Genomic DNA, 13104 nt, shown 5'->3' on the forward strand with positions numbered 1-13104 from the left:
AATCAATTCTTCACGACAAAATTAATCAGGCGGTTTGGCACCACTACCTCCTTTACGATTTGCTTTCCATCAAGAAGGCTGGCCACACGTGGATCAGCGCGAACCATAAGAACGAGATCGGCGCCTGAGAGTCCTGACGCAGCGAGAACCTTGTGTCTCAGTTTTCCGTTGATCTGCACCACATACTCACGACGCTCATCGTCCGCCAATGCTGAATCGAATATAGGCCAGCGCTCATAGGCAAGCGACGTTTCGTGACCCAGCAAGCCCCATAATTCCTCGCAGATGTGCGGCGCGAAGGGAGCGAGCAGCAGCACAAAGACCTCCACGACGGAACGCGGCGTTCGGTCCAGCGCAGTGAGCGCGTTCGACATCTCCATGAGTTTGGAGATTGCCGTGTTGAACCGCATCGCCTCGATATCCTCGCCGACCGAGCGGATGGTTTTGTGCATGAGGTGCGTGACTTCGGCCGGTGGCTCGATCTCGCAGACCTGTTCATTCAGGCCATCCCTGTCATCCGCGACAACTCGCCAGACACGGTGAAGGAAACGACTGACACCGGCAACGCCGGACATTTGCCAAGGCTTGGCGACATCGAGTGGCCCGATGAACATCTCGTAAAGACGCATGGAATCGGCGCCGTAGATGTCGATCACCTCGTCCGGATTGACAACGTTGAACTTCGACTTCGACATCTTCTCGACTTGTTGGCTCACCGGCTTGTCGCCGGCAAACCACTGACCATCACGTTCGATCACCTCGTCAGGACGGTAATATTTCCCCGAACTGTCCTTATAGGAGTAGGCGAGGATCATGCCCTGATTGAACAGCTTCTGGAACGGCTCCTTCGTTGAGACGACACCGATGTCGTAGAGCACCTTGTGCCAAAAGCGTGCGTAGAGCAGGTGGAGAACGGCATGTTCCGCGCCACCGACATAGAGATCGACAGGCAACCAGTATTTTTCCCGCTCGGGGTCGATCGTCGCCGTGCGATTATCGGGATCGGCAAATCGCAGATAATACCAGCAAGAGCCTGCCCATTGGGGCATGGTGTTGGTCTCGCGCAGCGCTGCCAGGCCGGTGGCCGGATCGCTGGTGCGCACCCAATCCTTTGCCCGTGCCAGAGGAGGATCGCCTGCCTCTGTAGGCTTGTAGTCATTCAACTCCGGGGCCAGAAGTGGCAAGGAATCCTCCGGCAGGGGCACGATGGCGCCGTCCGATCGGTGCAGGATCGGGAAGGGCTCGCCCCAATATCGCTGTCGCGAGAACAGCCAGTCCCGCAAGCGGTATTGCATGCGGCTTTTCCCAATGCCGTGTTCTTCGAGCCAGGCGATAGCAGCCGTCTTCGCGGCCGGCGCCCCGAGGCCGGTCCAAGCACCGGAATTGACGAGCGTGCCGTCTCCTTCCCAGGCGTCTTTTTGGATATCGATTCCATTGGGAGCGTCGATGATGCCGACGATCGGCAAGCCGAAAGCCCGCGCGAAGGCGTGGTCTCGATCGTCATGCGCCGGTACGGCCATGATGGCACCGCTGCCATAGCCCATCAGCACGTAATCCGCGATCCAGACCGGGATCGGCGCACCGGTTGCTGGATTGATGGTGTAGGCCCCGGTAAACGTCCCGGTCTTTGCGCGCTCCTGCAACTTTTCGACGTCGCTGAGCGATGCGGCGCGGGCAAGATAGGCATCCACTGCACCACACTGGGCCGGGGTCGTGATGATGGACACCAGCGGATGCTCTGGCGACAAGACGATGAAGGTCGCGCCCCAGATTGTCTCGGGTCGCGTGGTATAAACTGACAGAAGCTCTCTGCTGCCATCAATAACGAAAGTGATCTCCGCTCCCTCCGATCGACCGATCCAGTTTCGCTGCATCGTCTTGATGCCCTCGGGCCAGTCCAGTTCGTCCAGATCCTCCAGCAGACGGTCAGCATAAGCAGTGATCTTCAGCACCCATTGACGCATAAGGCGTCGCTCGACGGGTTCACCTGTTTCCACATACTTGCCGTCCTTGACCTCTTCGTTGGCCAGAACCGTGCCTTGCGCCGGGCACCAGTTGACGGGCACCTCCGCCTGATAGGCAAGGCCGCGCTCGTAGAGTTTCAGGAAGATCCATTGCGTCCAGCGCACGAAGTCCGGGTCAGTAGTTGAGAGTTCGCGGCTCCAGTCATAGGAGAAGCCGAGGCGCTGCACCTGGCTTTTGAAGTTGGCGATGTTCTTCGATGTCGTGATCGTGGGGTGGACGCCGGTACGCACCGCATAGCGCTCCGCTGGCAGTCCGTAGGCGTCCCATCCCATCGGATGCAGAACATTGAAGCCTCGCATCCGCTTATAACGAGCAATGATATCGGTCGCGGTATAGCCTTCCGGGTGGCCGACATGCAGACCCTCGCCAGAGGGATAAGGGAACATGTCAAGCACATAAAATTTCGGCTTGGCGCGATCCTCGTTGGTCCTAAATGTCGCGTTTTCCTGCCAGTAACGCTGCCATTTAGGCTCAATGCGCTTCGGGTCGTAAGCCATTTCTGTCTCTATCCATTGATCTGGCCGAGGAGACAGCAACAAAAAACCCGCCTCATCGGCGGGTTGCTTCATCTAAAAAGCGCGCGCTAACCCACCACCGTCTAGTCGATGGTGCTTGGAAGCAGAGTGTGGGTAGAGCCGATAGTCATGACTACACAATTGCCATGATTTCGAATGGCTGTCCAGTTGTTGCGATATTCTTCGATCAGAACACGTCGACGGTTGTTCGCCTTATTATGCCGAACTGCCGCATGGCCAAAGGCCGCCATAACGCCGTCGCGGCGCAAAGCCTTTTGGCGGTGCACGGCGGAGCCGGGACACGAGTGGCGTCACGCCGCCACGTTCGACAGGAAGCGATCCACGGACGCCCGCAGATCGGCGGCCTGGTCCGACAGGTCGCGCGCGGTCGCCAGCACGAGGTCGGCGGAACGGTTGGTGTTCTCGGTCGCGGTGGCCGTACCCGCAATGCTCCGGGCGACGCTTTCCGTTCCGGCGGCGGCGTGGCCGATACTCCGCGATATTTCGCTCGCCGCCGCGTTCTGCTGGCTGACGGCGTCGGCAATCGAGGCCGTGAAGCGATCGATCTCATCCATGATCGAAGCAATGGCGCCGACATTGTCGACCGCCTGCTTCGTCGCCGATTGCACCTCGGCAATCTGCGAGGAAATATCCTCGGTCGCCTTGGCGGTCTGGGTGGCGAGCGCCTTGACTTCCGAGGCGACCACGGCAAATCCGCGGCCGGCCTCGCCGGCGCGCGCGGCTTCGATCGTGGCGTTGAGCGCGAGCAAATTGGTCTGGCCGGCAATGTTGCGGATGAAGCCCACGACCTCGTCGATATGCTGCGTCGAGCTGGCGAGGGCCCGTATCGTCTCGTTGGCCGTTCCGGCCATGCCGGAAGCGCGCTGCACGATCGTGGTGGCGTCGTTGACCTGCGTCTTGATCGCCTGCACGGAATCGCCGAGCTGGCTCGCGGCGGTCGCCACGGTCTGAACGTTGGCCGAGGTTTGGCCCGCGGTGGAAGCGGTCTCGACGGACTGCTTGCCGGCGGCGTGCGCGATGGAGGAAAGGGTCTGCGCGGTGTTGGTCAGTTCGCCCGTCATCCGGTCGGTGTTGGCGAGGGCTGCGGTGAACGTGGAACGGAAGGCTTCAATCTCGGCCTCGATGCGCTGCCGCCGGGTGACCTGTTGCGCATGGGTCTGGTCCTTCGAGGACATCACCGCGAGATCCTGATCGGCGCGGGCCTTCAGGCTCGCCTGCATGACGGCAAGCGATTTGAGGAGGCGGCCGAGCTCGTCACGCCGACGGACCGCGATGTCGTCAGCGAAATTGCCTGCCGCGACGCGTTCGGCGACACGCACCGCGGCCGAGATGGGCTTGCTGAGCGAATATGCAAAGGCGATGGCGAGAACCAATCCGATCAGTGCGGTGCCGATGGCGATTCCCAGCATGGTGGTGCGCGCCTCTGCGACGGACGCTTCCGCCTCGGTGCGAAAGTCGAAGCCATAGGCCGCCACCAGCTCCACGAGATCGTCGAGCGCCGCGACGGCCTCGTCGCCCTGCTGCATCAGCGAGAAGGTCGTGGGGATCTCGGTCAGGCCGCCCGGCATAGGCTTGAGGATTTTCAGTCCGGCGCCCGACCAGCCGCGAAGGCCGGCTTCAGCCTTCTCCCGTGCCGCCTTGACGGTTGCGCTCTGGACCCGGTCCCGGACCACGCTGAGATCTTCGGAAATGTTGCGAACCAGCTTCTCGAACCGGGCAACGGCTTCGGTCGTCGCCCCGTCGGTCAGGCTGCGCTGCATGATGAGACGCGCCTCGTTCAACCCGGCATGCGCCGAGCGCGCGTGGTTGATCCCCATCAAGGGGCCGTCATAGAGGCGCACCACCTGGTCGCCCGCGGTGGAAATGCCCCGAATGCCGTAGAATGCGAGCCCGCAGGCCAGCAGGATGACAACACTGAAGGCGCCGAAAATCTTGTAGCGAATAGACATCACAAATCTCCGGCAACGCGGTCTGGCGCGACTAGTCCGTAACCTTCACCATCATCTTCATCCGCGGATGGATGGCGCAGATCACCTGCACGTCGCCCGTTTCCTTGAACGTCACATCCGTCGACATGCCGGGCGCCTGCGAGCCGAGATTGAATTCGCTGCCCTTGGTGGCCGACATGATATTGTGGGGAATGCTGTCGTCGTTCACGAAGGTGAGCGCGTCGCCCTTCTTGATCGTGACGCTCTCGGAGGAGAACACCCGGCCCTGCTGATGGATCACCTGGTTGGCGGCGAGCGCACCAGCCGACAGGCCGGTGAGGATGACGAGAGCGAACAGAATGGTCTTGTGCATGGGATATCCTTGGATTGAGAGGGCTGGGATCAGCGCGGCAGGACTGGCACCGCGGTCGGACTGAGGTTGCTGGTCAGGGTTTTCATGAAGGCCACCAGATCGGATTTTTCCTGGGCGGTGAGCCCGAGTGGCTTCATCAGGTCGGAACGGCTCGGCCGGTCGACGCCGCCGCGATCGTAATGCTCAACCACCGCTTCCAGCGTGGCGAGCGATCCATCGTGCATAAAGGGGGTTCGGCGCGCGATTTCGCGCAAGCCGGGGGTCTTGAACGCGTGCTGCATCTTGATCACGCCGGGCATGAACTCGCCACGGCCGACATCCTTGCTCGGCAGCCCGATGTCCTGAAAGCCGTCATTGGTAAAATTCCAACCCTCATGGCAGGAAGAACAGAGCGCCTTGCCGTTGAAGATGGCAAAGCCGCGCTTGGCTTCCTCGGAAATCGCCTTTTCATTTCCCTCGATCCATGAATCGAACGGCGCACGCTCGGAGACCACGGTCCGTTCATAGGTCGCGATCGCCTTGGCAAGCGTCTTGGAGCTCATCGCTTCGTTCGGAAACGCCGTAGCGAACAGCGGCTTGTACTCACCGATGGAGGTAAGCCGTTCCATCAGTTGCTCGAGCGGCATGTTCATCTCGCCAGCGGCCTGGATCGGACCGAGCGCCTGCTCTTCGAGCGTCGCAAGCCGGCCGTCCCACATGAAGATCGCGCCCCACGCGGCATTGACGATGGTGGGCGAATGCCGGCCGAGCTTCGCCATGCCGTGACCGACACCGACCGCCAAGCCGTCACCCCAGCCGAAGCCCGGGCTGTGACAGCTCGCGCAGGATTGCGCCGACGTCACCGACAGCCGCGTGTCGAAATAAAGCTTCTTGCCGAGGGCGGCCTTTTCCGGCGTGTAGGGATTTTCTTTCGGGAACGGGATCGTTGCCGGCCGCTTGTACTGCGCCTTCATCGCATCGATCCCGGGTGCCGCCTTCGCACCGAGATCGATGCGGCGGGTTTCGCCGACGATGACCGCGCCGAGGCCGATGCTGGCAAAGCCGATCGCGCCAAAGCTGGCAGCAGCAACGGCTGTTGCAAACAGGGTTGATCGACGGGGGAAGAATGCCGACATGCCGCGTCCTCGAATGATGTGCCAATGGCCGCCTGAAAAACGCGGCACGAGGGCGAAAGCGCAATTCCGCAAGTGTTGGCATGACGATAATCGTCAATGGTTAATCACTGTGTTCGGAATGAGCACTCGAGATTCCGTAGTTCTACGAATCGCAGAAACACGGGCTTTTTTCAGTGGATCCAGCAATCATGGCGTGCGCAAGACGCGCTGCTCATTCAGAAATCAACGCGCGATTTCGCTGCGTCGGGCTGCTTCAACAACGCGCCGTTGCAGCAGCTCATGCTCGCGCTTGTTGCCCGCCAATCGTGCTGCAGCTTCGAATGCGGCGCGCGCTTCTGCGAAACGGGCGAGCTTGAAAAGCAGATCACCGCGCACGCTTTCCAGCAAATGGTAACTCTTGAGCGCAGGTTCGTGCGCGAGATCGTCCACGATAGCAAGTGCAGCCGCCGGGCCTTCAGCCATGCCGACCGCGACCGCGCGGTTGAGTTCGATGACCGGCGAACGCACCAGTGCCGTCAATTCGGCATAGAGTGCCGCGATACGCAGCCAATCGGTTTCGGCAGGAGTGCTGGCCCGGGCGTGGCAGGCGACGATTGCCGCCTGCAGCGCATAGAAGCGACGCGCACCGCCGAGCTCATGCGCTCGCGTCAGCGCGAGCAAGCCGCGTCGGATCTGAAGGTGGTCCCATCGCGCGCGGTTCTGATCCATCAGCAAGACCGGATCGCCGGCCGCATCGGTGCGCGTCGCGATGCGCGAGGCGTTCAGCTCCATCAGCGCCAGCAGGCCATGGGCTTCGGATTCCTGCGGCGCAACCAGCGTGAGTACACGGCCCATGCGCAGCGCGTCGCTGCAGAGCTGCGGCCGCAGCCATTCGTCACCGCGGGCGGCCGTATAACCCTCGTTGAAGATGAGATAGACGACCTCCAGCACCGAGGCGAGCCGTTCCGAAAGTTCCTCGCCGCGCGGGGTTTCGTAAGCGAGCCCGGAGTCCGACAGCGTCCGCTTGGCGCGCACGATGCGCTGGGCAATCGTCGTCTCCGGCTGCAGGAAGGCGCGCGCGATCTCTTCCGTGGTCAGGCCGCAGATCATCCGAAGTGCGAGAGCAGCGCGCGACTCGCGCGATAGACGCGGATGGCAAGCCGTGAAGATCAGCCGCAACAACTCGTCGCCGATGTCGTCGTCGAGCGCCGCGTCGGAATCGGGCATCGCCTGCTGCTCCTGCTCCAGCTCGCGTATCAGCATCTCGTGCTTGCGCCCGAGCATGTCGCGGCGGCGCAGATCATCGAGCGCGCGGCGTTTGGCGGTTGCCATCAGCCATGCGCCCGGCCTTTCCGGCACACCAGTGGCGGGCCAATGCTCGAGCGCCGCCACCAGGGCTTCCTGCGTCAGGTCTTCGGCCAGTGTCACATCGCGCAACATCCGGGACAGGCCCGTGATCAGGCGCGGCTGCTCGATGCGCCAGACCGCCAGAATGGTGCGATGGACGTCGGCGGCCGTCATCGCCACCGACTGCACTTGCCGAACGCGCGCATCAGGCGTGTGCGCGCACATTGACCTCGCAAGCATCGTCCACACCCGGCGTAGCAAAGGAACGGACTTCACATGTTCCGTCCCAGCCCGGCATGTGATCGAGGTGCAGCTGCATGAATTCCCGCGCCGCCGCGACCGCTTCTTCCTTGTCGCGCAGTTCGAAGATCGCGTAGCCGCCGATCATTTCCTTGGTCTCGACGAACGGCCCGTCGACCACGCTGAGCTTGCCGTCGGTGATGCGCACCTGCGCCCCCACAGCGACCGGCATCAGCCCGCCGCTGTCGATCATGCGGCCGGCCTTGATCTCCCGATCGGCAAGCTTGGCCATCGCCTCCATCAAAGCCGGCGTCGGGCCGCGCATGGGCTGGGACGAGGTAACGATATACATGAAGCGCATGGTGGAACTCCCGTTGAGGCGAGTTGCGGCGGTGATCGCCCGCAAAACTGTCTCGCTATGGGAGACGACGAACGGAAACAAGGCGGATCGACAGGCGTTTTGCAATTATTTTCGCAAAGGCAGCTTGCAGGAGATCGGCCCGGCGGGATGGATTGCGGCAGGCCGTGCCGGCCCTGTAGGCTGCCCGAACCGATATTCGTGGGGACAAGCATGAAACCGTGCACCAATCGATCTGGCGTCCCGGGTTTTCTGTCGATCCTGGCGGCCATCTTCATCTTCGCGTCTGCACCCGCTAGCGCAGCCACCATCGTGGCGCTTGGCGCCAGCAACACCTACGGCAAGGGTGTCGCGCGCAGTCAGGCCTATCCTGCGCAACTTGAGGCGATATTGCGGGCCAAGGGCGCCAATGTCCGTGTCGTCAACGCCGGCATCAACGGCGACACCACCGAAGGCATGTTGCAGCGCCTCGATCGAACGGTGCCGAACGGGACCAGCGCCGTCATCCTGCAGCCCGGCGGCAACGACCGCCGCAAGGGCTCGCCGGATCGAACGTCGGAAATTCAGAGCCGGCTGCGGGCGCGGGGCATCCCGGTGATCATGATCGCCAATGGCACGTTCAGGGGATTGCCGCATCAGCCCGACGGCCAGCATCTGACGCCGGAAGGCTACCACATGCTCGCCGAGCATGTGGCGTCTCAGGTCGCGGGAGTCATTGGCCGCTAAAGTGCGGCCCGCCGGGCTACTGTCCCCGCATCATGATCAGCGGATCGGCCGCGTCAGGCACCCGCCGCCACTGCGCATTGTCGTCGGCCTCGAACTGCCAGGTTTCGCCCTTGGCCGACAGCAGCAGCATCCGGCCGTGATCGAGGCGCCACTGGTTCGGCGCGAAAGCCGCGACCGCTGGATCGCATTTCGGCTTCAGGAACACCTGGAAATTATCGCCGGTGGCTTCGGTATTGGTCAGCGTCAGGCCGCAGATCGTCTGGCCGTTGCCGCGAACCATCGACCAGTCGCCGATCATCTGGTCCATCGACTTGGCGAGCGAGCGGGCGGCGGCGAGGTTCTGCAGGATGTAGACGCCCTCGCCGGTTCGCAGGCCTTCGAAGATGCCGCTCTCGACTTCGGTGAAGTCGATCACCGGCTGGCCTGCGGCATCCTGCATCCGCACGATATCCAGCCCCTTGATATTCCAGGCCGTGATTTCCTTGGTGAACGGCAGCGCCGCGGCACAGCCGGGCTCAAGTTCGAGCTTGAGCCCCTGCGGCGTCGTATCGCCCTTGAGCGTGACGACGCAGGTCTTGCTGCGCTCGGTGGTGGCAAGCTCCCATTGTCCGACCATGTCCTTCTTCAGGGTCGAGGCATCCTGCGCCGCCGCCTGCGACGCAAGCGCAAGCAGCGCCGTCAGCGCTGCGACCGTGATGCCTGAACGCCCTGACGACATCAGCGCCCCTTCACCGGGGTTTCCGGAACGGGCGTCAACGGCGCCTTGCCGGCAAACCAGTCTTTCAGATTGTCGACGACAAGCTGATCCATGGCATTGCGCGTTACTACCGAAGCTGAGCCAATATGTGGCAGCAGCACGACATTTTGCATGGCCTTCAGCTCGTCCGGCACGTTCGGTTCGTTGGCGAACACGTCGAGGCCTGCTGCGAGAATGGTGCCGGATTTCAACGCCGCGACCAGCGCTGGCTCGTCGACGACGGAGCCGCGCGCAACATTGATCAGGACGCCGCGCGGACCAAGCGCCTTCAGCACGTCGGCATTGATCATCTTGGCGGTAGCTGCGCCGCCGGGCACGATGACGATCAGCGTGTCGACCGCCTTCGCCATTTCCATCAGGTCCGGATAGTGCTGGTAGGACACGGCCGAAGACGGATTGCGCGAGTGATAGGACACCGGCACGAGCGAGGCTTCGAGGCGGCGTCCGATCGCTTGCCCGATGCGGCCCATGCCGACGATCCCGACCTTGCGGTCACGCAGCGAGCCGACGCTCAAGGGATAGTTCTGCGCCTGCCACAGGCCGGAGCGCAGATAGCGGTCGGCCTTGACGAACTCGCGCACGGTCGAGATCAGCAGCCCCATCGCGACGTCGGCGACCTCTTCGGTCAGCACGTCGGGTGTGTTGGTGACGACGATATTGTGCTCCCGCGCATAAGCGGAATCGACATGGTCGTAACCGACACCGAAGCTCGCGATGATTTCCAGCTTGGGGAAATGCGACAGCGCCTTCGCATCGGCCGGCACCATGTGATAGGTCACCGCCATGCCGCGGATCTTCGCGATCGTATCGGGCGTCAACCGTTCGAGGTCGGCGCGGCTCTCCGCCATATGCAGGACGTACTGATCCGAAAAGCCGTTTTCCAGGATCGGCCGGACCGGTCCGTAGATCAGGAGATCGACCTTTTCGGACGAAACATTCGCGGCAGCCATCAATTTTCCTTTCCAAGCGCGCTCTCATGCCAGCGCCGTAATACCAGATGCGAAACTAGCGCCAGCAGCCCATAGATGACAATCCCGGCGACGGACAACAACAATAACGCCGCGAACATTCGGGGAATGTTGAGGCGATAGCCGGATTCGGCGATCCGGAAGGCAAGCCCGGAGCCGGCGCCCGCGGTGCCTGCCGCGATTTCAGCGACCACGGCGCCGATCAGCGACAGGCCGCCCGCGATCCGCAGGCCGCCGAGGATATACGGCAGCGCCGCCGGCAATTTCAGGTACCGCAGCGTCTGCAGCCGCGACGCGCCATAGAGCTGAAACAGCCCGGCCAGATTGCGGTCCACCGAATTCAGCCCGAGCGTGGTGTTGGACAGGACCGGAAAGAACCCGACGATCCAGGCGCAGACGATGACCGCGGTCTGCTGCGGCAGATAGATCAGCAATAGCGGCGCAATTGCGATCACAGGCGTAACCTGCAGGATCACTGCATAGGGAAACAGCGAATATTCCAACCATTTCGACTGGTTGAACAGCAGCGCCAGCGCGACGCCGCCTATGGCCGCAGCGATAAAGCCTTCCAGCGTGGTGAGCAGGGTGACGCCGAGCGATTCCGACAGCACCGGCCAGTCGCCGAGGAGCGTCTGAAACACGAGATAAGGGCCCGGCAGCACGTAAGGCTGGATGTCGTTGACGCGCACCGCGAGTTCCCACAATGTCAGGCCCGCGGCGAGTACGGCCAAGGGCATCAACATGCGGCCGATATTCTGGAACGAGTTCATGCGCTGCGCTGCCCGGAATAGGACGGCGCCAGCGCGCTGGAGACCTCGCGGCAATGGCCGGCATATTCGGCCGAGGTGCGAAACGCCTCCCCGCGCGGCTCAGCCGTCAAGATCTGAAATTCGCTGGCCAAACGGCCCGGCCGCGCCGTCATCACGAGCACCCGCTGTGACAGATAGACCGACTCGAATACCGAATGGGTGACGAAGATGACGGTCTTGTGCAGCTTGCGCCAAAGATCAAGCAGATCGTTGTTGAGCCGAAAGCGCGTGATCTCGTCGAGCGCCGCGAACGGCTCGTCGAGCAGCAGGATATCGGGATCGGTAACGAGCGCGCGGGCCAGCGAGACCCGCATCTTCATGCCGCCCGACAATTCACGCGGGAATGCATCGGCAAATTCGGCAAGACCGACCTGGGCCAGCGCTTCCTCGATGCGGCTATCGGCATCAGCCGCCACTGTGTGCGCAAGCTTCAGCGGCAGGCGCACGTTTTCGCGCACGCTTGCCCACGGCATCAGAGTGGGCTCCTGAAACACGAAGCCAATGGGATGCCGCCCATCCTTCCTGTTGGCGCGATGGGAAACGTTCACCGTGCCTGAACTCGGCGCGCCGAGCCCCGCAATCAGCCGTAGCGCGGTCGATTTTCCGCAGCCGGAAGGCCCGAGCAGTGATACGAATTCGCCTTTGGCGACATCGAGATCGAGCGGCCCGAGCGCGGTCACGCCGTTGTCATAGGTCTTGGTAACCGCGCGCAGACGCACGGCAAGGCCGGCCACATCCAGATCGGTCTCGGACAAAGCGGGCTCGGCCATCTCGCGTCAGTTCTTCGGCCGCAGGTCGAGACCGACGCCCTTGTTGACGAAGCGAAGCGTATAAGCCTGACGGAAATCGATATCGCGGCGAACCACGCCGGCCCGCACCATCTTGTCGAAGAAGCTCGCCACGCGCGCGTCGGTCATCGCGCCGATGCCGTCCCGCAAGGTGTCGCCGGAATCGACGATGCCGTATTCCTTCATCTTGGCGACGGAATAGGCGAGCAACTCGTCGGTCATTTCCGGGTTCATCTTCTTGATCATCGCGTTCCCCGGCGCATTATCGCCGTAGAGATAATTGTACCAGCCGATCGCGGAAGCATCGACGAAGCGCTGCACCAGGTCCGGCTTCTTGTCGACGATCTCGCGGCGGGTCTCGATCAAGGTCGAATAGGCGTTGAAGCCGTGATCGGCGAGCAGGATCACGCCCGGCTTGAAGCCGGCCGCCTTCTCGACGGCGTAGGGCTCGGAGGTGACGTAGCCCTGCATCGCGCTCTGCTTGTTCACGATAAAGGGCTGCGAATTGAAGGTGTAGGGTTTTACCTTGCTCTCGCTGAACCCGTATTCGGACTTCAGCCACTGGAAATAGCTGGCGACGCCCTCCTTGGACACCAACAGCGTCAGCGGCTTGAGATCCTCAAGTTTTGCATTTTTGGCTTCCGGATGAGTGAGGAAGACCTGCGGATCCTTCTGAAAGATGGCGGCGACCGCGACCAGCGGCACATTGTTGGCGACCGCGTCGAACGATTGCAGCGTGTTCGCGCTCATGAAGAAATCGAGCTTGCCGGCGGTCAGGAGGATGCGGTTGTTGGTGTTGGGGCCGCCGGGCACAATGGTGACGTCGAGCCCGTATTTATTGTAGGTGCCGTCGGCGACGGCCTGGAAGAAGCCGCCATGTTCGGCCTCCGCGACCCAGTTGGTTCCAAACGATACCTTGTCGAGGGTCTGCGCATGCGCCGGCATCAGCGCCGCAGCCAACGCCAGAAGACCTGCGGTTAACGCTCGCGGCAAAAAGGCCGGGTTCATGGTTGGACTCCGTCGATCGTTCTGGCCCATGATGGGAGGCAATGGACGTTGAGAGCGTCCCCGAGGGTTTGACTCAGGGGTTGGGATCAGCACCTGGAACATCTAACAAACTACCCCGCAAATTCATCCAAAGAAACGCTTCGCTCG

12 protein-coding genes are annotated in these 13104 nt (G+C 62.2%); 1 reads left to right on the plus strand and 11 read right to left on the minus strand.

Going from position 1 to position 13104, the window contains the following annotated elements:
- Positions 1–2 precede the first annotated feature (2 nt).
- The 6 genes from leuS to ACPPVP_RS41115 all read right to left on the minus strand — a co-directional run bounded on the left by leuS (position 3) and on the right by ACPPVP_RS41115 (position 7949).
- A complete protein-coding gene (gene leuS, locus ACPPVP_RS41090; RefSeq protein WP_426529522.1) occupies positions 3–2522 on the minus strand; it encodes a leucine--tRNA ligase in 2520 nt (839 codons plus the stop codon).
- A 329-nt stretch (positions 2523–2851) separates the two neighbouring features.
- Complete coding sequence (locus tag ACPPVP_RS41095; RefSeq protein ID WP_426529524.1) at positions 2852–4510, minus strand: methyl-accepting chemotaxis protein; 1659 nt, start codon at positions 4508–4510, stop codon at positions 2852–2854.
- A 31-nt stretch (positions 4511–4541) separates the two neighbouring features.
- On the minus strand, positions 4542–4862 hold the full coding sequence (locus ACPPVP_RS41100; protein ID WP_426529526.1) for a cupredoxin domain-containing protein: 321 nt from the start codon (positions 4860–4862) through the stop codon (positions 4542–4544).
- A 29-nt stretch (positions 4863–4891) separates the two neighbouring features.
- Positions 4892–5977 (minus strand): cytochrome-c peroxidase, encoded by a 1086-nt coding sequence (locus ACPPVP_RS41105; protein ID WP_426529528.1) that lies wholly within the window; start codon positions 5975–5977, stop codon positions 4892–4894.
- Positions 5978–6199: 222 nt separating this feature from the next.
- Positions 6200–7477 (minus strand): RNA polymerase sigma factor, encoded by a 1278-nt coding sequence (locus ACPPVP_RS41110; RefSeq protein ID WP_426538333.1) that lies wholly within the window; start codon positions 7475–7477, stop codon positions 6200–6202.
- Positions 7478–7508: 31 nt separating this feature from the next.
- The gene (locus tag ACPPVP_RS41115) at positions 7509–7949 is read right to left on the minus strand and encodes a YciI family protein (protein ID WP_426529530.1); all 441 of its coding nucleotides are present in this window, start codon (positions 7947–7949) and stop codon (positions 7509–7511) included.
- A gap of 165 nt (positions 7950–8114) precedes the next feature.
- On the opposite strand from ACPPVP_RS41115, the gene ACPPVP_RS41120 reads away from it, so the two are divergent.
- On the plus strand, positions 8115–8627 hold the full coding sequence (locus ACPPVP_RS41120; RefSeq protein ID WP_426529532.1) for a GDSL-type esterase/lipase family protein: 513 nt from the start codon (positions 8115–8117) through the stop codon (positions 8625–8627).
- Positions 8628–8643: 16 nt separating this feature from the next.
- On the opposite strand, the gene ACPPVP_RS41125 is transcribed toward ACPPVP_RS41120, so the two are convergent.
- Genes ACPPVP_RS41125 through ACPPVP_RS41145 form a run of 5 tightly spaced genes read right to left on the minus strand, consistent with a single transcriptional unit; the run spans position 8644 to position 12957 of the window.
- Positions 8644–9345 carry an AprI/Inh family metalloprotease inhibitor gene (locus ACPPVP_RS41125; protein WP_426529534.1) on the minus strand — a complete coding sequence of 234 codons (702 nt, stop codon included), beginning with the start codon at positions 9343–9345 and terminating at the stop codon, positions 8644–8646.
- Complete coding sequence (locus tag ACPPVP_RS41130) at positions 9345–10334, minus strand: 2-hydroxyacid dehydrogenase (protein WP_426529537.1); 990 nt, start codon at positions 10332–10334, stop codon at positions 9345–9347. The genes ACPPVP_RS41125 and ACPPVP_RS41130 overlap by 1 nt, the downstream gene beginning before the upstream one ends.
- Positions 10334–11122, minus strand: a complete 789-nt coding sequence (locus ACPPVP_RS41135) for an ABC transporter permease (protein WP_426529539.1) — start codon at positions 11120–11122, stop codon at positions 10334–10336. The genes ACPPVP_RS41130 and ACPPVP_RS41135 overlap by 1 nt, the downstream gene beginning before the upstream one ends.
- On the minus strand, positions 11119–11931 hold the full coding sequence (locus ACPPVP_RS41140; protein WP_426529541.1) for an ABC transporter ATP-binding protein: 813 nt from the start codon (positions 11929–11931) through the stop codon (positions 11119–11121). The genes ACPPVP_RS41135 and ACPPVP_RS41140 overlap by 4 nt, the downstream gene beginning before the upstream one ends.
- 6 nt (positions 11932–11937) lie before the next feature.
- Positions 11938–12957 (minus strand): ABC transporter substrate-binding protein, encoded by a 1020-nt coding sequence (locus tag ACPPVP_RS41145; RefSeq protein ID WP_426529543.1) that lies wholly within the window; start codon positions 12955–12957, stop codon positions 11938–11940.
- Positions 12958–13104 lie beyond the last annotated feature (147 nt).

Source organism: Bradyrhizobium sp. McL0615, assembly GCF_049993905.1.
In the GTDB taxonomy this organism is placed as follows: domain Bacteria; phylum Pseudomonadota; class Alphaproteobacteria; order Rhizobiales; family Xanthobacteraceae; genus Bradyrhizobium.

What these genes read in the sequence shown, in the direction of transcription:
- ACPPVP_RS41130 (WP_426529537.1), bottom strand. Translation starts at nt 10,334, where the DNA reads ATGGCTGCCGCGAATGTTTCGTCCGAAAAGGTCGATCTCCTGATCTAC.
- leuS (WP_426529522.1), bottom strand. Translation starts at nt 2,522, where the DNA reads ATGGCTTACGACCCGAAGCGCATTGAGCCTAAATGGCAGCGTTACTGG.
- ACPPVP_RS41095 (WP_426529524.1), bottom strand. Translation starts at nt 4,510, where the DNA reads ATGTCTATTCGCTACAAGATTTTCGGCGCCTTCAGTGTTGTCATCCTG.
- ACPPVP_RS41135 (WP_426529539.1), bottom strand. Translation starts at nt 11,122, where the DNA reads ATGAACTCGTTCCAGAATATCGGCCGCATGTTGATGCCCTTGGCCGTA.
- ACPPVP_RS41100 (WP_426529526.1), bottom strand. Translation starts at nt 4,862, where the DNA reads ATGCACAAGACCATTCTGTTCGCTCTCGTCATCCTCACCGGCCTGTCG.
- ACPPVP_RS41125 (WP_426529534.1), bottom strand. Translation starts at nt 9,345, where the DNA reads ATGTCGTCAGGGCGTTCAGGCATCACGGTCGCAGCGCTGACGGCGCTG.
- ACPPVP_RS41105 (WP_426529528.1), bottom strand. Translation starts at nt 5,977, where the DNA reads ATGTCGGCATTCTTCCCCCGTCGATCAACCCTGTTTGCAACAGCCGTT.
- ACPPVP_RS41120 (WP_426529532.1), top strand. Translation starts at nt 8,115, where the DNA reads ATGAAACCGTGCACCAATCGATCTGGCGTCCCGGGTTTTCTGTCGATC.
- ACPPVP_RS41110 (WP_426538333.1), bottom strand. Translation starts at nt 7,477, where the DNA reads ATGACGGCCGCCGACGTCCATCGCACCATTCTGGCGGTCTGGCGCATC.
- ACPPVP_RS41145 (WP_426529543.1), bottom strand. Translation starts at nt 12,957, where the DNA reads ATGAACCCGGCCTTTTTGCCGCGAGCGTTAACCGCAGGTCTTCTGGCG.
- ACPPVP_RS41140 (WP_426529541.1), bottom strand. Translation starts at nt 11,931, where the DNA reads ATGGCCGAGCCCGCTTTGTCCGAGACCGATCTGGATGTGGCCGGCCTT.